Genomic DNA, 20,122 nt, shown 5'->3' with positions numbered 1-20,122 from the left:
GATGGCTCGTGCATCATATTCTAGTCGCGGGCGATCCGCGTTGCGTAGTCCTGGTTCAGTACCGGGTAGAAGATCGGCTGACCAGGCAACCGTGGAGGCCAACTTCGCCACCCGGCGGCCTCCACGAGAGCGATTTCCCTCGGGCCCGTCGGCCGCCACAGTGTTACAACCTCCATCGGAAGATCATCCCAGAACAAGACGACGGACAACGCCCGACCAAGAATTCGCGGGTGCGGGAGAGGCCATGTTCTGGGCGGCTTCTCGCTCACATGAGCCCTACTTCGCGATGCTGGCGGCCACGGCCCTTATCCGCAGTTTGAGTGGTGTCGTGTCGTCGCCGGCTTGTTCGGCGTGGAGGTCGACCTCGACGCCCGCGTCCGATGCGGCCTTCGCCAATCGTTCGGAGTCGCTGAGAAGCAGATCGGCGGTTCCGACCAGGATCAGGAGCGGCGGTGAGCCGTTGAGGCGTCACGAGTGGCGACGAGCAGTGCGACGGCGAGGCACCGCCTGCCGAGTCTCCGGCGACCGCTGCGGTGCGCGGCGTCGTCTCTCGCCCGATGCGCAACCATCTCCACGCGGTCAGCACGTCATCGATCGTCGTCAGCTTCGACGGGCGCAGGGTTCGCGTCTGCCCATGGGCCTCCGCGGCGGCGTGACGATGCCCGTCAGTGGAACTCGAGCGGCCGGCCTGTGATGCTCGGCGTCATTACACCTGTGTTGATCCATCGGTTGCGGACGACGGCACGTCTGCTGTCGATCGGCGCTTGTCGTTCCTGAACGAAGAGGACGGTCTCGTGCGGGATCATCTCGAGGATCGCTGCAAGGGCTGGCGGAACAGTACTGACCGAGAAGCTGTGCTCGAATGCCGGAGTGCAGTTCTCCTCCGCCACTCCGTCGACCCCGTCGCCGGAGCTTTCCATCGCAGGAGTTGAGGGTGGCCCAGCATGCGATCGTCGGTACTCGACGGCGACCGAGAACGGGCGGCCGAATGCCTCCTCGACGATGGTGGTCTCTTCGAGTGGCTCTCCGATCTCGCCATCCAACATCACGGCGAGAGCCGGCGTCGCTATGATGACCCGCCGCGTCTGGTGCCGGATCGTGACGGGTAGATAGACGTCGTCCGGCTGGATGGCGTGCTCCATCGTGCCCTTCGTTGCCTTCACCCGAAGTCGTGGGTCGGTACGCCGTTGGCGGCGTAGAGTGTGGCAACCTGGGCGCCGGTCAGTGCGCCGGAGAACACCGAGAGCTCATCCACGCCGCCCGTCGTCGGGTCGGTGCCGACGCTGCCGATGTTCGCACGCCCCAGCGGGAAGCTGGCGTTGATCGTTCCGACGACGACGCCGTTCGCGTACACCGTGATGCGAGTTCCGTCATCCACGAACGTGAGGTACGTCCAGGTGTTCAGCGGAGCGACGTACGGAACCGTGTAGTCCGCGACCGTGCGGCGCGTTGCTCCGACATCGTGGGCCGATCCGCCCTGCAGCTTGATGACCGAGGTGCCGCTGTTCATGATCCCCATGCTCTTCGTCGTCGCGGTGGGGTCAACCCACACGCCGACCGACCAGGCGGCAGACAGGTCCGAGGCTCCTGTGGTGATCGTGCCGGTGGTCGAGCCGGTGAAGAACGCAGCGTTCCCCACCTTGCCGGCAGCCAGCGCCGCATCTCCGCTCACGGTGCCGTCGTACCCACCTGCGGTATCGGCGACCTTTCCGCCCGAGGTCGCGTCGAACGACCAGTAGTCCACGAGCAGAGGCACACCGACGGCGAAGGTCACCGTCACCGAACCCGCATCGGCGCCCGCCTTGGACTGCGTGACCGTCAGCACGTGGCGACCCTGCGCCAGCGGCTGTGCAGGAGCGCAGCTCCAGGACCCGATCGCATTCACTGTGGCGGTGCAGACTCCAGTGCCGCCCTCAGTGACAGCGATGTGGTCTCCTGCGCCGCCGATTCCCGAGATGGACGCAGGCGACACCGTCACCGAGGTCCCGTCCGCCGGGCTGCTCACACTCAACGGCGCATCGATCTCGTTCGGGATGCCGTTGGCCGAGTAGAGCGTGGCGACCTGACCCGCGGCCAACGCGCCGGAGAACACAGACAACTCGTCCACGCCGCCCGTCGTCGGGTCGGTGCCGACGCTGCCGATGCTCGCGCGGCCGAGCGGGAAGCTCGCGTTGATCGTGCCGACCACGGCACCGTTCGCGTACACCGTTATGTGCGTGCCGTCGTTCACGAACGTGAGATATGTCCACGTGTTCAGTGGAGCGGTGTACGGCACCGTGTAGTCGGCGACGTTGCGCCAGGTGGCGCCCACGTTGTGGCTCGCACCGCCCTGCAGCTTGATGATCGAGGTTCCGCTGTTCATGATGGCCATGCTCTTGACGGTCGAGGTCGGGTCGACCCAGACACCCAGCGACCACGGTGCCGAGAGGTCGGGCGCGCCGGTGGCGATCGTTCCGGTGGCTGAGCCGGTGAAGAACGCTGCATCACCCGCTTTGCCGCCCGCGAGTGAGGCATCCCCTCCCAGCGCTCCGTCGAAGCCGCCCGCCGTGTCCGCCACCTTTCCGTGCGACGTGGCATCCATCGACCAGTAGTCCATGAGTGTCGTGCCAATCGCGAACGTGACGGATGTCGTGGCAGAGGTGTCGCCGTGCGTCTTCGGCCCCTTGGTCTGTGCAACGGTCAGCACGTGCCGACCCTGCGCGAGCGGGGTGGACGGGATACAGCTCCACGCTCCGGTCGCGCTGACCACCGTGGTGCACACGGAGGAGCGGCCTTCGGTCACCTTGATGCCGTCTCCTGCGGTTCCGCTGCCTGAGACGGCGGCCGGTGATGCCGCGAGATCGGACCACGCGGATGGAGCGCTCACGAACAGGGTTCCGATGTGCAAGGCGTTGACGATTGCATGCGCCGCGTCGACGGTATCGCCCGTGGGCCTGGCGGAGAACTGGGTCTGCGCATCCGCGAAGGCCTCACCGCGGGCATACCAGTTGATCGGCGCCGGAGCGGAGTGGCTGTTCATCGCCGTCGCCAGTGAGTCGAAGTATGCCTTCCAATTCGGCTCGTAGTACCCGTTGATCAGTCCAGCGAGTTCGTGATTGGCGTAGTTGTTCAGATCGGTCACGCTGCCTGCGTCGGTCGCCCACACCGTCCAGAGGTGCAGCAGATCGGACTGCAGCACCGCGGATTCGGCCCTCGTGCCGGCGGCCGCTGCAGCGGTGGCGGTGTACGTGCCGAGGCGGAACCAGGGCACGGTGGACATGATCTTCTCGTCGAGCTCCATCGACTTGAGCCAGCTGGTGGTCAAAGATCGGAACGTCGAGGTGTCGCCCGCGTTGTAAGCGGCGCTGATCTGCGGCAACAACACCCTGGCCTGGTCGTTCAGCACCTGCTGCGACAGATCGGCGAGGTCGAAGTCGTACGCGGAGTGCTGCACGACAGATGACGCCGCACCCAACAACTGCGGCAGCGCGGTCGCTAGTTGTGCGGTGTTATACCGCTGCGAGGTAGTGACGCCGTACGCCGACCCACCCGTGAGATTCGGCGTCATGGCATAGAGACTGTCGGCTGTCTCAGCGTGCACACCGTCCGCCGGCAATGGAGTGGAATACGCGGTTGCGGCGAGAGTCGTCCACGCGGCCGCGGCGGCGTTCGAGCCGTATCGTCCATACGCGTACTGCTGCATCCAGGTGGCAAGGTCGAAGGTCTTCGCATGCCAGGGGATCTCCGCAAGCAGTTCGAACGACGCCGGGTCCTGGAAGCCCTCCGGCATGATCGCGACCCCGGTCATGTGGCTGCCCGATCGGGCGAGCTGCCCGAAGTAGCGGTCGAGCCAGATCTGACCGTTGCCGCCCATCAGCGTCTGACCGCCGTAGTTGTAGATCGAGCCGAACAGGTAGTTCGTGTTCGGCCAGCTCGACTCGCGGTCGAAGGTTGCCTTGGCGTCGGAGATTCCGTCGGTGATCAACAGGTGGGTGTGGTCGCTGATGCCCGCCAATTCCGTCGTCGTGGGATTGCTTTGCCATCCCAGCTGCATCCACGTCGCCCCTGGCTCGGATGTTTGCAGCGCCGTCATGATGGCGTTCGCCGCGACCCCGACGTTCAGGCCGCCGGTCTTCCCGCCCTCCTGCAGCGGGTTCATTCGGTACATGGTCGTGGTGCCGAGCAGCGAGTCCGCGTGCTTGTAGTAGTCGGCGGCGACCGAGGCGAAAAGCGGATCGGTGGGCGCCAGCCAGGATGGCCGCGTCAGGCTGGCGGACCAGGTGCCTTGCGGGATGACCAGGGGCGTGGTCCCGTCAGGCTGCGTGTTCGCTGTGGCGAAGTCGGTGGGCACCGTGCCGAAGTACCCCGGCAGCACCGGCGTGATGCCGAGTTCCTTGCATCGCGCGACGATCTTGCGCGCCAATGCTGCCCTGGAGTCGAGCAGCGACTGTGAGATCGGCGTGGAGTCGTTTGACATGTTCTGCATGACCCACCAGGGCTGTGCTGCCGGCTGGGGAATCCACGCCCTGGCCTGGTCGGCCGTGTATCCGAAGTCTTCGAGAACTCTCTCGTAGACGGCGTCGGTGCCGGGAAGCACGTACACCTCGTTGATGCCGTGCAACGCGTACATGTCCAGCAGCTGCTGCCAGCCCGACCAACCCATGTTCGGGTCGGTGTAGCCATCCTGGGTGTCGTTGCCGACGTAACGGTCGGAGGCGTTGGATGTCTGCGAGATCGGGGTGGGAGGAGCAGGCAGCTTTGCGGGCACCTTGGGTGTGAAACTGCCGAGGTTGACGTCTGCGTGCACCACGTACTTCAGGTACCAGCCGGCACCCTCGGAGGCTGCCGATGGCGATGTCGCGGTGATCCGGATCGCACCCGTCGTGCCAGAGACGGTGAACGAGTCTGAATCGGTCGAGCTCGGTGCGATGGAGAAGCAGATCTGCTTCGCCTTGGCCCCGATCGTTCTGGTGAGCACAGCCGTTTCAGCCGACGTATCGACCTGAGACCTCGGGCACGAGGCGTGTGGCGGGGACTTCACGCCTTCAGCGGCAGTCGCCGCATACGAGGCCGTCGCGGAACCGGCAACCAGGACCGCAACGAGACCGCTGCCCAACAAGACTCGCCACGGCACACGCATGTTCGACTCCTCACGCCGCGACAGTGCGGCAGAACGGACGCCCCGGGGGACCGGGGAAAATGGTTAGTAAAGGATGCTTCTTTACTTTTGATGGTAGTTTGGCTTCCCATGGTCGAGGTGTCAATAGGCAGCGGTCCACGAGTGCTGCGAGCGCTCAACGCCGCCGCCGTCCTCGCGACACTGCGTGACGAAAGCCCTCTGCGGATCGCGGACCTGATGTCACGCACAGGGCTCACGCGCCCGACGGTCGCGCAGGCGCTCGCACTCCTGACCCGTGAGGGCTGGGTTCACGCCGTGGGAACAAGCGAACAACACGTTGGCCGACCGGCCCAAGTCGTCGCTTTCAACGCTGGAGCCGGCCATGTGCTCGGCGTCGACGTCGGCCCGCACAAGGTGCTCGCGATCCTGACCGACCTCGCCGGCGAGATCGTCGCGGAGAAGCGGTCGAACACTTCGTCTTCCGGTAACGCCGACGAGGTGATGGCCATCACGAAGTCGACGATGAACGCCGTGCTCCGCAGCGCCGGCGTCGCACGGGAAGACCTGTCGGGGCTCGCCATCGGAAGCCCTGGCGTCATCGATGGCAACGGCAGCGTAGTGCTTGCCCCGAGCATCCCGAACTGGACGGCGATATCGCCTCGAGCCGAGCTCGCGCCGAGCTTCCGCTGCCACATCGATATCGACAACGACGTGAATCTCGCGGTGCTTGCGGAGCAGCGCCTCGGAAGTCATCCCGCAACGGGCACGATGGCGTTCGTGCAGTGGGGCACACGTATCGGCGCGGGCATCACCATCAACGGCAGGGTGCACAGGGGCGCTGCGGCGGCTGCCGGAGAGATCGGCTTTCTCGATCTGGATGAATCGCCCGCTCCGCCCGCAGACACCGGCCCCTTTGAACGCCAGGTCGGCCCAGCCGCGATCGCCGAACTCGTGAGACTGCACTGGCCGGACCACTCCCCGGACGTCGAAACCGTTCTCACCGCTGCGGCGAACGGCGACCTGGGGGCAGGTCACGTCGTGGACACGCTCGCCGCACGATTCGCGCGTGGCGTCGCGCCGCTGCTGCTCGTGCTCAACCCTGACCTGCTTGTCATCGGAGGCGGCATGACGGCGGCCGGAGCCGCGTTCCCTCTGGCTGCCATCGAGCGCCACCTTGCCGCTCGCACCGTCGTGCCCACCCCATTGGCGGTCTCCCGCCTTGGCGATCGCGCCGTCGCGCTCGGCGGTGTACAGCTCGCCCTTGACGGGGTCGCGGAGCGCCTGTTCACGGCCGAGGCGCTCGCCGCGGCGGCGGACGAAGGGGCGCGAGCGGCTGGCAGTTCGTAGGCCAGCCACACTTCCCGCTCGAATACGACCAAGTGCTGGTCCCGGCGTCCATGGGATCGCGATGCACGTATGACCCGCGCGATGAAAATGCCCGCAACGGTACGCCAACTGAAACGTGGTCTAGCGCGACGCCGAGTCGTTTCGGGATCGGTCAGCGAAGCGTTCCTCGAAATCACGACAACGGGTCAAGAGACGAAGGACTAACGATGAGATGGATCGAAGCGATGAGAGGGCGCGACGGGCGAAACGGTCCGCGGAGTCAAGAAGGCCCGACGAATCGAATATGGGTAATGCACGCAGGCACTTTGCAGTGGGAGGGGTATTCTGGACTTGTGCGTGGGGGTGTTGCACGGTGGAAGCGTGGGGTTGCTTCACAGGGGGTGAAGCAAGCGGTCGCGTACGCCTTCGGCGGGGTTTGTGACGCCACCCTGACCGCGAAGGATGCTGCTGGTGTGATCGCCGCAACCGATTATGCGGACGCGGTCATGACGCGGTACATCTGCGAGAACGGGTCCATCCGTGACGACCTCCTTACCCGCAAACAACTGCGGGCGTGGGTGGACGGGATGGATCCGCTCACCGGGGAGCGACGGGGCCGGGACTTGGAGTCTCCGGTGGCTGATCTGGTGTTGGATGCGACGGTGAACGCGTCAAAGTCGTTCAGCGTCGCCGCGTTGTTGGACCCGGAGTTGAACGCGGCGTATGAGGATCTGCAGGACCGACTACGAGACCGCATCATCCACCTCTGGCAGACCGAGCTCAACGCACGCCGTGGTGCCGGCGGCCTCATCCGTGAAGACCTCGCCCGCGTGGAAGTGGTCGAGCTGAAGCACGAACGCTCACGCTCCCTTGATCCGCACAAGCACCGCCACCTCTGGTTGAACGTCAAAGTACAAGGAACCGACGGCCGTTGGTCGAACCTGGACACCCGGGTGGCGTTGCGGTTCCAGAACGTCGTGAATGCCGAAGGCGACCTCGCCGCTAGGACTGATCCCGCCTGGATTCACGCCCTCGCCGCGAAGGGGTACACCCTCAACAGCGACGGGGAGATCGAACAGCTCACGCATCTGGTGCGGCCGTTGTCGAAGCGGTCAGCCCAGATCGAAATCAACCGTGCCGCACGTCTTGAATGGTGGCGAGCACAGCATCCCGGTGAAGAGGCGTCGCGGGAGATGTTGAACCAGATCGACCGGTGGGCTTGGGCCACCGACCGCCCCAACAAACCCCACGACCTGGACGAGGGTGACTGGGCGGCCGTCATTAGGCAGGAGATCCATGCCGTCGACCCTGACGTGAAGGCCCGCCAACCTGTGACCGTGACCCCGGTCGACGTGGCGGACGTTGACATGGATCTGGTGGCCGCGAAAGCCATCGTGGATGCGGATGGCCGCTCCACAGGGACCGGTGGCCGGTTCTCCGTGTTCGATGTCCGCGCTGGTGTCCTCCGCGCACTCGCCGACTCCGGTGTGATCACGGAGAGGATCGCGCTCGAGCAGCTTGCGGCGGAGCTGGTTGAGAGGGCGGTGGCCGCGCACACGGTCCACCTGCTCGATGAGGAGGTAGTGCCGGACCATGTAAAGCATCTCGTGGCCACGCAGACCGCGATCACGAAGGCTACTCTCGCGAACCGGCTGGAACTGCTCCCCACTACCGGGGACCCGGTACCGACTGCTGCGATGACGCAGATCGCTGCGGTGGTCAGCCCGGACAAGGAACTAGATGGGGGACAGGTGGCTGGTGCGAGCATGATCGCCGGCACGGGCCGTCTGGTGACGATCACCGGTGCGGCAGGGACCGGGAAGACCACGATGCTGAAGGTCGCGGCTGCTGCGCTGCATTTGCAGGGGCGGCGCATGGTCGTGGTCGCCCCGACGAAGAAGGCCGCGACCGTTGCTGGCCGGGAGACCGGTGCGGACGCGTCTTCCCTTCACCAGTTCCTCCACGCATACGGCTGGCGGTGGAACCTGGACAACACTGGCCGAACCGTATGGACCCGCCTGAGGATTGGGGACACTGACCCTGTCACCGGCGGCACGTACGCGGGGCCGGGTGAGAGCGCCGTGCGAAGTCAGGATCGAATCCTGGTCGATGAAGCCGGGATGCTCGACCTCGACGCTGCGAACGCGCTCATGGAACTCGTGCACGAGACCGGTGCAGGCCTTGCCGCGGTTGGTGACCCGAACCAGGCCCTTCCCGTCGGTCACTCCGGGGCGATGGAACTCATCCGCCGCAATAGCGCTGACGAGGTCGAGCTCCTGGAAGTCCACCGCTTCCGCGACCCCGAGTGGGGTGTAACCACATTGAAGTTGCGGCGAGCAGAAAGCGCGGAAGACCGTCAGGAACTGGCGCAGCAGCTGGTGCGGACTGGGCATGTTCGGCTTGTCGACAACTCCAATGCAGTAGAGCAAGTCATGGCGGATGCCTGGTTTGCAGCGACCAATCGGCGGGAAACTATCTCGCTCATCACCGCAACACATGCCGACGCCCAAGCTGTGTCCGAAGCGATCCAAGCCAGGCGACTCCAAGCTGGGACGCTCTCGACAGCCAGAGTCGCGGTGGGTCAGGGTGGACAGACCGTTTTCGAGGGAGACGTTGTTCAGACGCGCCGCAATGACGCTCGCACCGGGGTGCAGAACCGGCAGAACTGGATCGTGAGCCGAATCATCGATGACGGTTTACTTCTGACTTCCACCACGGACTCTACCCACGTGCGAAAGGTCAGTTGCGACTATGCCGCGGAGCACGTTCACCTCGGATACGCCAGCACCGTCTACGGTGCTCAAGGCGAAACCACCGACCACTCCCTCGTCGGTCCCGGAGTCGACGCACCCGGCCTTTACGTCGGTCTCACGCGCGGTCGACGAAGCAACGAGATCGTCCTGACCGAGCCCACAACACATGCCGCCGAAGTCGAACTCGCCGACATGATGCAACGAGGCAACATCGAACCGAGCATCAACGAGGGACGCAACGCGGCACGCACCGAACTCGATCGAGCGGCTCCCAGCACCCAGTCGCCGCATGCGCCGACTGCCTCTGCTGACGCTGTCCGAGGCATTCGGGTCTAGGGAAGCCGCTCCATGCGGACTATCGGAGCCGCCAGACGATTGCGTGCTTCGATCCCGCCTGTTCGCCCCACAAACCTAAAGAGAGCGATGCCAAGCGAATCCGCCATGGCGGCGGCGTCCGGGAGGCAACCTCCCGAATGGAAGACCAGCCCTCGCCGACCATCCGACGCCACGAGGGCCGCCGCTCGCCCGACGAGCGGCTCGTCAATGTTCCCGATCCGATTCTCGACCAGCGCAACGTACCGAGAACTATAGAGATCACAGACGGCCGCGGCTTCTCCAGCGGCAGCGACGGTGTCAACCTCCCCGAGATAGACCATCCACTCACGGCAAAACTGGACCGCAGAGTCGTCAGAGAAACCGATCGGTCGAGGACGAGGAGGCAGACTGTTCATCTCCCGACCATGCTCCCAGGGAACGACAAACGGCGTCACCACCTATCGCCAGACAAGGTGGAAGCGCCTGCGCTAGCTCTCCCCCTCGGCCACGCAGGGCAAGGGTGCGTCGCAGTTGACGCACCCTTGCGGGCATCTTCAACGGGCGGGGTGCCCGGGCATGCCGCTCACACAATGGGGACGCGCAAGCGGTCGCAACCGTGAGCGCGCTGTCGGGGACCGTCGGACGTACACCGGTCATCGTCTTTAGCAGGGGCGAATCAGGCGCGCTCAGTGCGGTGTGGCCGTGCCGCCCTTGTCGGCATCGTCGGCGCGGCTTGCGCTCTCGTCGAACGCGGAGATCGCCTCGAGGACGTGCTTCACGCCCGCTGCCTCTTCGTCGTCGTTGGTTAGCGGCGTTTCGATCCGGATCCGTGCGGTGACGAAGCTCTCGCTGCCCACCGTGAAGCCGTTCGCCTCGGCCGTCGCCTCGTCGGTCATTGCACCGCTGTACCGGTCGCCTGTGGCGGCGTCGACGATCTCAAAGTGCTGCGTTCGTAGCACGAGGCCTGTCAGCACACCGCGGCGCACGTCGGCGTACTTTGTCTCTGGTGGCATCTTCTCGATCAGCTCGACTTCCGCGCGCACGGAGACGGGCGGCGCGGAGACGGCCTGAACATCGTGCGTGTGAGCGATCGAGGTTGAGAGCGTGATGCCGCTACCGACAGCAGCGAGCGGGCGAAGCATGTCGCGCAGACGATTGCGCGTCTTCGAGGAGTGGCGCTTTAGCTCGGAGAGAACTGTCGGCCCCTCGCCACTCGCGACCGCCTCGACGAACGACGAGAGTTGGGAGAACACGTGGGACGTGACGTCGGTCGCCTCGACCATGCCTGCCGAGTCGATCGCCATCACTAGGACGAACGACGCCGCCTGCAACTCGACAACGGAGACGCTCAGCTCGCGCGCGACGGGCGACTTGCTCTGGCCGACATGCTCACGGGCAAGAGAGACGATCGCGCCATCGATCGCCACCTGCAGCTCACCGGCGTTACGCGCCGGGAACTCGGTGATCACTCGTACTGACTCTGTTTGGCGGCGCGGGCTTCGTAGTCCCCTGAGCTGGACACGCCGTCGTCCACCTCGACCGGTGGTGTACCTGCTGACGGAACCGAGAACACAACAGACTCAGCCAGGCGGACCACTGCTGTCGCTCGTTCTTGTTCGAGTTCGGCGGCGAGCTGCGAGCGTCCGGCGGCAATCACGCGTTGCGATTTCACGCGAATGGAGATGTCTGCCAGTAGCGTCGCAAGTTGGCCGGCCAGGCCGTCGCGAAGCTCCTCCAGGTTGGTGTTGGCGATCTCCAAGCGACGATCGGAGATTTTCAACTCGATGGTTGAGTGGTCATTCTCGGTCAAAAACGTCCGGGTGTTGTTCCCAAGGATCTCCGCGATCTCGTCGTGATCAGGTCGCCTAGTGAACACTGCCTCTACCGTGTACCGCTCGGGACCTGAATCGGTCAAGAGAGCGGCAGGTAGAGAACTGATCAGCACCGATCGCAGTCCGAGCAGTCCCACGTCGGCATCGATCGGGGGTGTTTGTGTACTCATGATCGAACATTACCTTCGTGCCCCGGATGACGCTCGAGCCCCTGAGTCCCGACATCGAATACGGCATGCTCGCTGGGCATCCGCTCTTGAGACGACGACACTCGCTCCTCAGACGGCGCCATTAGATGCTCAGCCGCCGCTCGAGTATGGGGCAGGCGAATGGATCCTTTTCTCCGAGGCCAACACGATTGATGTATTGGAAGACGATCGCATAGGACTGCACGAGACTCGTTTCCACGTACGGCACATCGCGTTCCGCACAGTAGCGGCGCACGATCGGCGCCGCCCGTCGCAAGTGTGGTCTGGGCATTGATGGAAACAGGTGGTGCTCGATCTGGTAGTTCAGTCCGCCCATAGCGGTGTCGAGAATTCGGCTACCGTGAATATTCCTGCTCATCATGACCTGGCGTCCCAAGAAGTCGAGCTTCAAGTCCTTGGGTACGAGCGGCATGCCTTTGTGGTTCGGGGCAAACGACATTCCCATGTAGAGACCGAAGACGGCCAGCTGAAGTCCGAGGAACGCGGCTGCCTTTCCGGGCGGCAGCACGAAGAATACGACTCCCAGGTAGCCGAGTGTGCGCACGGCCAGGAACGAGATCTCGACTGGTCGTCGAGCAATCGGTTCACGAGAGAACACTCGGCGCACGCTGGATGCGTGCAAGGAGACCCCTTCGAGGCATAGTATGGGGAAGAAGAAGGTCCCCTGGTGCGCTAATACCCATCGCAGAGGACTCGGTCGCCGATGCGCCACCTGCGCCGGGCTGAAAGAGATGACCGGCAAGTCAATATCGGGGTCGTGTCCTTCGCGATTCGGATTGGCGTGATGCTTGGTGTGTTTGTGCTGCCACCAGCCGTAGCTCATACCGACGAAGAAGTCGCCGATGATCAGGCTCATCCAGTCGTTCCACCGGCCTGAGCGGAAGATCTGGCGATGCGCGGCGTCGTGACCGAGGAAGGCGGTCTGAGTGAAGAGGACCGCCATAAGCACCGCCATCATGAGCTGCCACCAGGTGTCACCAATCATCACAAAAAGGGTGAAGCATCCGGCGTAGGCGATGGGCACTGCGATGAGCTTCGTCCAGTAGTAGCCATAGCGTCGTCGCATCAGGCCGGACTCGTGGATGGTGTGCGCAAGTAGCGTGTAGTCGTTCGAGGCCGCGGATCGCGGCTCGACCGTTCTCACCCGGCCCAGGCCGATTGGAGCCGTCGTGTTGATCATGGTGTCCTCCCCGTTTTCACTGCTTCCGCAGCAGGTAATGATCAGGCGGCCGGGGTCTGGGACAACCTGACGGCAGAATACGCCGCCGTGCTCAAAAAGAGCTGCGGACAGTGAAACCGATCTACGGTCAGCAACTCGGCCTCGTCGCGGCTGCATCCCAACCGACCTGGGTGTGCATGGTCGTTTCCGGCGAACTGATCGGCGCCCGCACCGTAGTCCTCGCTTGGCGGCCGTGGCATCAATTGGCTGTTGGCCGCGTGAGGTCGGTCCTCCTCGACCCGCTTCACGACAAAATGGTCAAGCTGGGCTGCAACGCGAAATGAGCAGGCGCCAGTGAGCGCGCATCCTTCCTCCACGCGATCAATCAGCCAATAGATCCTCAAAGCGTTGGAGTGCGGAGTTCGAGTGGCATTCACGGTCCCCTACCGTTTGCAGTGACTACCGGCAGGGTGGTTGTGCACATGGCCTGGTGTTCCAGACCGGACCGCTGTCCGGTGTACTTCGGCGGCTACGGCGGCGAAAGGCATCTCCGATAGGCGTGTCGCGCGTCCGTTCGGCGCTGTTCGACTGCTCGAACGGCCGTGCACATCATGACCTGGCGTCTCAAGAAGTCCACGTTCGATCGAGCGGCCGGTCACAACTAGCTCGTGTGCCATCGTGCAGGACGCTAGCTCCGACCGCGACCGCCCAGGCTCTTATATCGCTGTGGGACTGGGGCCTGGCGAGGAAGGATGTCTGCGCCTTAGCTGGTCCGGGATGAGGTCTCCGGACGAGCTGCCATTTATTAGCGCGGACTGTCGTGATCCAATCGGTCAACCCAGTGGTACGTAGGTAGACGGAGCCCGGGTGCCTTTGGCGTGGCATTCAAGATGTAGTTTCCGGTACCGAACTCTATGGCGCCCGGTAGGTTCTCGACGCGCGTTACACCGTCCAGTTGCCTATCTCCATGCCAGGGTCCGCCGAGAAAGCGACAGTCATAACCGAAACCTGACATGATGCACACCCCGTCCCGGGGTTCAGGCTCCTCGGACTACCTCGAAATGAGTCCGATCAAACCAGGCAAAACCCACTTTGAGTGTACGCTCCGGAACAGCATATTGCGACGCCAGGCGACACTATTGCCAGGCACGTGACCGGGGGGAGCCCCCGATCGCACAATCAGGGTGGTCGTCGTCCGTTTAAGGACCGGGCCGAGCCGGGCACACGCCCGGCCATGGACGGGTGTCCGCCACGCTTCTAGGGCGTGATCGCGGACCGAACCCGGCGACGACGGCGCCAACGCCGTTTCGTCCGGCACGGTTCGTCTGCCGGAGTAACTTCAGGTGCCCTGGATATTGTTCCACTGATTTGGAGGTTCATTCGTATCGGGTATGCAGATCGTGAGTGCTCGTGGCCGAAGCGTGATTCGTACCCGGCAAATGGATCCGAGCCCGTCGCCATCGAGTTCAACCTCATGAGGGGTCTCGAATCGGGCTTCGAATCGTTCCCCCTGCGCATAGGCAAGCGCTTTGAGGTCTGGAGCGAGCTGAACAATACGACGCCCAAAGCGAGTACGAGCCCCCACTCCTTGCAGGGTCAAGCGTGTGCCTATGCCGGCCCAGCCGATTCGTCTTCGCGGGCGCAGCATGACCACGTCCAAGAGGCCGTCGTCCACGACGGCAGTCGGAAGCAGGAGCATGTTTCCGGTGAGGGTGCCGCAATTGCCGACGATTACGGTGTGCGCATGTGACGACCGGACGTGACCTCCATCGATCCTGTAGTCGACCTGAAACAGGCGATTGGTGATGATCGATCGTGCAATCGGCGTCACGTAGGCAAGCCACCCAAGGTACTTCTTGGCAACAGCGCTTGTGTTGTTAGCCATTTCCGCGTCGAGCCCGATCCCGGCCATGACAAGAAACACTTCCGAATGTTGTTGGCGTTGCGGGTTCTCCAAGTCAGCAACCGCTAGATCTATGGCGCGTGTGTTGTTTCCGAAGGCGGCACCGATCGCTCCGCGAACATCATTGAGAGGTATGCCGAGATTGCGGGCGAGCAGGTTGCCTGTGCCGACAGGTACCAACGCAAGGGGGGTTCCTGACTCATAGATAGTCGCGGCCACCGTCCGCACCGTGCCGTCGCCGCCGGCCACAACGATCACGGACGCCGCGCCCTGTAATGCCGCCTCTGCAGCACCGCGTCCTGCGTCATCAGCGCCAGTCTGATACCAGTGAGACGGCGCCCACCCAAACTGCTTTTCGTACGCCAGAACGACTGGTTGTAATCGATCTCGTGAAATCTTGGTCGGGTTGTAGATGACAGCCGCCCGCTTCACACTCATCGCCTGCCACCAGGTTGAGGACGGGAAACCCAATCCACCGCGACAACGTGATGATCCGGTTCAGTTGCCGCGACTCGTAATTGCGGCGGAGCCGACAATGGTCTCGAACCGATCATTGCGTCCTCTCCGTGCTCTAACCCGATTTGGTGTGAATCACGAGGCAGCCGGGTCTGAAGCAGCCTGTCCTCACGATACGTGTCACCCCTTGGCAATACGGGCGTACGGTGAGAGTGCGCCATCGGCGCGAAGCCTGCGAGTAGTCATGAATCCGGACGGTCCTAGCGTGGACCGCGAAGCACACAACCTCCGCGCTAGCGGATCAGCCGCCGCGCTCTGTCGTCGATTTGTGAACACCCTCCCGGTAGATGGAGCATCGATATCGGTGTTCGGCATCGGGTGGCAGCAGACGACCATCGCGGCAAGCGATCGTGTTGCTGCAGCCTTGGAAGAGCTCCAGTTCGACCTAGGCGAGGGCCCACACTGGCAGGCGATCCAGACCGGACGATCGGTCTCCGTGACCGATCTGGATTCCGCTCAGTCCGACGCGTGGCCCATGTTTGCCTCTGCCGCCCTTGGTATAGGCGTGCATGCGGTGATCGCTTTGCCCCTCAAGCTTGGCGCCACCACGATCGGGGTGGTCGACCTCAACCGCCGACTGGCCGGGCCTTTCGGCTTCGAAGCGCTCGAAACCGCGGAGGCGCTGGCCAGACAGGCCGCCTTGGCCTCGGCTCGCCTTGCAGTTGCAACGGCCCGCGAGGACGCGGTCGAAGAGTCCGACACGGCGCCCGCGCTTCGGCGCGAAGTGCATCAAGCGATCGGCATGATCGTGGTACAGCTAGACACCACGGCGACGAACGCGTTCGCCCGTCTCCGAGCACACGCGTTCGCCTCCGGGCGTACCGTACAGGCCGTCGCGCTCGACGTGGTGAACCGTCAGCTGGATTTCGCCGCGTTGCAGGATGACGCGACGTAGACTCACCGCATACCGGGATCAAACATGGCAAGTGCTACACGAGAGTCCAGACTCAACGCCGCGTTCGTCGCCGTCGCCGACACACTCACCGCGGACTACGACGTCGTCGACCTGCTACACACCCTCGTCATCGAATGCACGGACATTCTTGATGCACAGGCCGGCGGCCTCCTACTCAGTGATCAACCCGGCGGCCTCCTGAATCTCGTCGCGTCGACCAGTGAAGATGCCGAGCTCGTAGAGCTCATGCAATTGTCGGCCGGCCGCGGACCCTGCCTCGACTGCTTCGAATCTGGTCGCCCTGTCGATGTCCCGAACATTGCAGCCCGTCGCGAATCCTGGCCGAGCTTCGTGGAGATCGCACTTGAACACGGTTTCCACTCCATGCATGCCACCCCCCTGAGACTGCGCGGCGAGATCATCGGCACAATGAACCTCTTTCGCACGCAGTCCGGCGCACTTCCGGAGCCGGATGTGGCCGTTGCGCAGGCGTTGGCCGACGTGGCAACCATTGGCATCCTGCATGAACGCATCAGCAGCAGGACACAGCTCGTAATCGAGCAACTCCAATACGCCCTCGATAGCCGAGTGCTCCTGGAACAAGCAAAGGGGGCAGTTGCGCAAGCCACCGGGCTGAGCATGGACGGTTCATTCGACGCCCTCCGCCGATACGCCCGCAACCACAGCACCACCCTGCGAAACGTGGCTGCATCCGTAATCGACCACACCATAGACCCCGCCCACCTCACACGTCAGGTGCAATAAACAGGACGGTGCTCTAGAGGGCTCTGCTCCAAGGCGTCACGATCAAGGCTCGAAAGATGACGTGACGACACAGTTTCCTGCCGGCGTTCTGTACCCGATAACCGGGTTTCCGGGACGCGCCGCTCGAACTCATTCAGCAAGACCGCACACCGAAGGCTTGACGCCCCAGACCAGACGCTTCGGAGGGCGCGGCGCGTTTATCGGGCCCCGAAAGGGTTCAGGTCACGAGCGCCGAACAACAGGTGGACACGAAAACACATAACGGCCGTGACGCGGGTGGAGTTGCCCGTATCGGCCTCCCGATGCAGAGGGCGCGCGATTGCCGCGCGAAGCCGTTGAACCTGCAAACGGTGCAACTCTACGTGCGCAGATGCATAGAACCTCGGGATTCTCAGGACCGATCTTCAGTGTCGGATCGATCTTGCGTTTCCGCGGAATAGCCCTCATTGTGCCAGTGGGCATCATTGGCGGCCTTCCAACGTACGGCCCTCTTCTCACGCTCTCCTAGATCAGCCCGTGAAACCGTCGTCCTTTCAGGGTGGTGAGCCTTGCTCGGCTCATCGATTCGGCCATCATCCCGATCACTTTCAGCGGTCAACCTGATCGCCTCCCTCACTACAGTTAGCCCTGGACCTTTCGGCATCCTCCGCGTCGGACTTCCCCACACCTCGGCGCTACTGGGCGGCTGCGGCGCGAACCGACTACTTCGAGCCGGCCGGCTACTGTCGCCTCAAGCAAACCCAACCAAACTCTGCGCTGCGTGATCCCAGAGTGAGAACTGTCCGCACTCCTCGGCTCGATCGCGACGCGATCCATGCAACGCAACGAACAGTCTCCCGACATGACGGATGTATCCGATGGTGCCACCGTCATTTCGCACCTCGTCGAGGTCCCCGTCAACCGTGACAAGAACAAGGTTGATCGTCTCGATGCCGGTCAGATCGTCCACAACCCTCAGCGTGACGGACTGCTCCTCGTTCGAAACGGCTTCAGGTGACGGAGCCGACGTCTCTGCTCGCCCGGGGAACGCCTTCAACGCGGCCACATCGTGGATGCCGACAGCGCGGTAGCGGGAACCTGGTGAATGCTGGACGTCATGCCTGCCGCCGCCACCGGAGCCATCGTGAATCCCCGATCGCTCGAACGCTGCCTGCACGGCAAGCCGTTCGCGGTCGCCGCCGTCGACGCTGGAAGAATCTGACGCGCTCGCGATCGCTTCACCCCCACCATCCCAACGCTCCACCGCTTCGGCGGGCTCAGCGATCGATCGATGTAACCTCGGGGAGGCCGGCTCTCTTGTCGGAACATCGCGCATCAGTAACCCCCTTCGATCGTCACGCAGCGAACGTGCCGACACTCAACTCCGTGCTTCCACGGACTACTCGGGGGTTTCCGCCTTCGAGGGCGATGTGATCACCGCACCAACCAGGCTACGCTCCGGCCCCCACGACACCGGATCCCAATCTCGACTCTCAGGATCGACACCACCGTCCGACGGACACCACGCTGCGCGCTTCACGAGTCACCCAGGCCAAGTATCGAAAGGTCACCGGATCGATGCCGGCCGGAGCCACCAAGAAAACACCCCGGTCCCATCGGGACTGTGGATTTAACGGTGTTTCTGGCCTGATTCGTCGAGCTGTTGGCTTGGCGGGGAGGGTGCCGTGATGACGACACTGGAGACCGTGGCGACGCGGAAGAAGATGGTCGAGCCGACGGCTGAGGAGGCCGCAGCTGTTGAGCTGGTGCGGATGGCGAAGGAGCAGGGCCTGTCCTTGACTGGGCCGGGCGGACTGTTGAAGCAGTTCACGAAGCAGGTGCTGGAGACGGCTCTGAACGAGGAGCTGACCGAGCACCTGGGCCATGAGAAGCACCAGGCCGACCCGGACCGGGAGGGTTCGAATATCCGCAACGGGGCCCGCCCGAAGACGGTGCTGACCGAGGCGACAGGGCATGTCACGATCGAGGTGCCGAGGAACCGGGATGGGACCTTTCAGCCGCAGATCGTGAAGAAGCGGCAGCGACGCCTCACGGGTGTTGACGAGATCGTCCTCTCGCTCTATGCCAAGGGCCTCACTACTGGTGAGATCAGCGCGCACTTCGAGCAGATCTATGGGGCCTCGGTCTCCAGGGAGACGATCTCCCGGATCACGGACAAGGTGATCGAGGAGATGCAGGAGTGGGCAGCCCGTCCGCTCGAGGGCGTTTACGCGGCGATCTTCATTGATGCGATCGTGGTCAAGGTGAGGGACGGGCAGGTCGCGAACCGGCCCATCTATGCCGCGATCGGCGTCACACTCGCGGGTGAGAAGGACGTGCTCGGGCTCTGGGCGGCGCCTGGCGGTGAGGGCGCGAAGTTCTGGATGGCGGTGCTGACCGAGATCAACCGGGGCGTGAACGACGTGTTCTTCCTCGTCTGCGACGGGCTCAAGGGCCTGCCTGACGCGGTCGGGAACGTCTGGCCGCTCACTACCGTCCAGACTTGCGTCATCCATCTGCTGCGCAACACGTTCCGGCTCGCTTCGAAGCGGGATTGGGACGAGCTCAAACGCGACGTGAAACCGATCTACACCGCTGTGAACGCGACCGCCGCCCGGGCCGCGCTGGACGAGCTGGCCGAGAAGTGGGGCACCCGTTACCGGGCAATGATCGGGCTCTGGGAGAACGCCTGGGCCGAGTTCATCCCGTTCCTGGACTACGACGTCGAGATCCGCAACGTGATCTGTTCCACGAACGCGATCGAGTCCCTCAACGCCCGCTATCGGCGAGCCGTGAAAGCACGCGGACACTTCCCGACCGAGCAGGCCGCCCTGAAGTGCCTCTACCTCGTCACCCGGTCCCTAGACCCCGCCGGACGAGGCAGGGCACGATGGACCATGCGGTGGAAGCCAGCCCTCAACGCGTTCGCCGTGACCTTCGCCGACCACTGGCCGGCAGCAGAAACCTACTAACCAAAAACGCCAGAAACACCGTTACCGAGATAGTCCCGCGCCTCAGATTCGCGGGACGCCAACTCGTCGACCGTTGGGCGCTGCAGGTGGGTGGCGCCTTCGTCGTGGACACGGACGGCTTCTCCGCCAGCTCAAGCCCGCACAGGAGCCGGTAGTCGGCGGCCGCACGGAAAAGCACTAGGGGTGCGTCGAAGGTGAGATTGGGGACGGTGTACGAGCTGTCGGGAGTCCAGCACGTTTGGATACGCCAGCGGGAGTTACGCGAACGGGCTCGCCTCATTCACATGGAGGCGTCGTTGTGGTGCTTGGCCACGGCGCCTCGAATCCTCGGAAAGTCCATGGTCCTACCTATGCGCGGCCGGCGCTCCACGTCGCGCGAGTATTTACGCCCATCTCTGCG

13 protein-coding genes are annotated in these 20,122 nt (G+C 63.7%); 6 read left to right on the top strand and 7 right to left on the bottom strand.

Annotated features, from left to right (window positions below):
* Nucleotides 1–665: 665 nt before the first annotated feature.
* Complete coding sequence (locus ACYVDN_RS04845; RefSeq protein WP_460568986.1) at nucleotides 666–1,163, bottom strand: hypothetical protein; 498 nt, start codon at nucleotides 1,161–1,163, stop codon at nucleotides 666–668.
* A complete protein-coding gene (locus tag ACYVDN_RS04840) occupies nucleotides 1,160–4,957 on the bottom strand; it encodes an alpha-N-acetylglucosaminidase TIM-barrel domain-containing protein (RefSeq protein ID WP_460568984.1) in 3,798 nt (1,265 codons plus the stop codon). The genes ACYVDN_RS04845 and ACYVDN_RS04840 overlap by 4 nt, the downstream gene beginning before the upstream one ends.
* A gap of 270 nt (nucleotides 4,958–5,227) precedes the next feature.
* Between ACYVDN_RS04840 and ACYVDN_RS04835 the strand changes: the two genes are divergently transcribed.
* Complete coding sequence (locus ACYVDN_RS04835; RefSeq protein WP_460568982.1) at nucleotides 5,228–6,445, top strand: ROK family protein; 1,218 nt, start codon at nucleotides 5,228–5,230, stop codon at nucleotides 6,443–6,445.
* Between the two features lie 380 nt (nucleotides 6,446–6,825).
* Entirely contained in the window at nucleotides 6,826–9,513 is a 2,688-nt protein-coding gene (locus ACYVDN_RS04830; protein WP_460568980.1) for an AAA family ATPase, read from the top strand.
* Nucleotides 9,514–10,178: 665 nt separating this feature from the next.
* On the opposite strand, the gene ACYVDN_RS04825 is transcribed toward ACYVDN_RS04830, so the two are convergent.
* The 3 genes from ACYVDN_RS04825 to ACYVDN_RS04815 form a co-directional block, all read right to left on the bottom strand.
* Complete coding sequence (locus ACYVDN_RS04825; RefSeq protein ID WP_460568978.1) at nucleotides 10,179–10,775, bottom strand: hypothetical protein; 597 nt, start codon at nucleotides 10,773–10,775, stop codon at nucleotides 10,179–10,181.
* 182 nt (nucleotides 10,776–10,957) lie between these two features.
* The gene (locus tag ACYVDN_RS04820; protein WP_460568976.1) at nucleotides 10,958–11,494 is read right to left on the bottom strand and encodes a hypothetical protein; all 537 of its coding nucleotides are present in this window, start codon (nucleotides 11,492–11,494) and stop codon (nucleotides 10,958–10,960) included.
* Nucleotides 11,495–11,615: 121 nt separating this feature from the next.
* Nucleotides 11,616–12,713 carry a fatty acid desaturase family protein gene (locus ACYVDN_RS04815; protein WP_460568974.1) on the bottom strand — a complete coding sequence of 366 codons (1,098 nt, stop codon included), beginning with the start codon at nucleotides 12,711–12,713 and terminating at the stop codon, nucleotides 11,616–11,618.
* Nucleotides 12,714–12,823: 110 nt separating this feature from the next.
* Here ACYVDN_RS04815 and ACYVDN_RS04810 point away from each other — a divergent pair, with 110 nt between their 5' ends.
* Entirely contained in the window at nucleotides 12,824–13,036 is a 213-nt protein-coding gene (locus ACYVDN_RS04810) for a hypothetical protein (RefSeq protein ID WP_460568972.1), read from the top strand.
* Between the two features lie 995 nt (nucleotides 13,037–14,031).
* Here ACYVDN_RS04810 and ACYVDN_RS04805 read toward each other — a convergent pair.
* Nucleotides 14,032–15,033, bottom strand: a complete 1,002-nt coding sequence (locus tag ACYVDN_RS04805; RefSeq protein ID WP_460568970.1) for a diacylglycerol/lipid kinase family protein — start codon at nucleotides 15,031–15,033, stop codon at nucleotides 14,032–14,034.
* Between ACYVDN_RS04805 and ACYVDN_RS04800 the strand changes: the two genes are divergently transcribed.
* A complete protein-coding gene (locus tag ACYVDN_RS04800) occupies nucleotides 15,008–16,006 on the top strand; it encodes a GAF and ANTAR domain-containing protein (protein ID WP_460568968.1) in 999 nt (332 codons plus the stop codon). The two genes, ACYVDN_RS04805 and ACYVDN_RS04800, sit on opposite strands and share 26 nt — an antisense overlap.
* A gap of 24 nt (nucleotides 16,007–16,030) precedes the next feature.
* Nucleotides 16,031–16,771, top strand: a complete 741-nt coding sequence (locus ACYVDN_RS04795) for a GAF domain-containing protein (RefSeq protein WP_460568966.1) — start codon at nucleotides 16,031–16,033, stop codon at nucleotides 16,769–16,771.
* Between the two features lie 730 nt (nucleotides 16,772–17,501).
* On the opposite strand, the gene ACYVDN_RS04790 is transcribed toward ACYVDN_RS04795, so the two are convergent.
* Nucleotides 17,502–18,086, bottom strand: a complete 585-nt coding sequence (locus ACYVDN_RS04790; protein WP_460568964.1) for a hypothetical protein — start codon at nucleotides 18,084–18,086, stop codon at nucleotides 17,502–17,504.
* Between the two features lie 349 nt (nucleotides 18,087–18,435).
* Between ACYVDN_RS04790 and ACYVDN_RS04785 the strand changes: the two genes are divergently transcribed.
* Complete coding sequence (locus ACYVDN_RS04785) at nucleotides 18,436–19,722, top strand: IS256 family transposase (protein ID WP_460568962.1); 1,287 nt, start codon at nucleotides 18,436–18,438, stop codon at nucleotides 19,720–19,722.
* Nucleotides 19,723–20,122 lie beyond the last annotated feature (400 nt).

This window comes from Humibacter soli (genome assembly GCF_054779035.1).
Note: the sequence above shows the minus strand (reverse complement) of the source record. Positions and strands in the feature narration are given on the sequence as shown.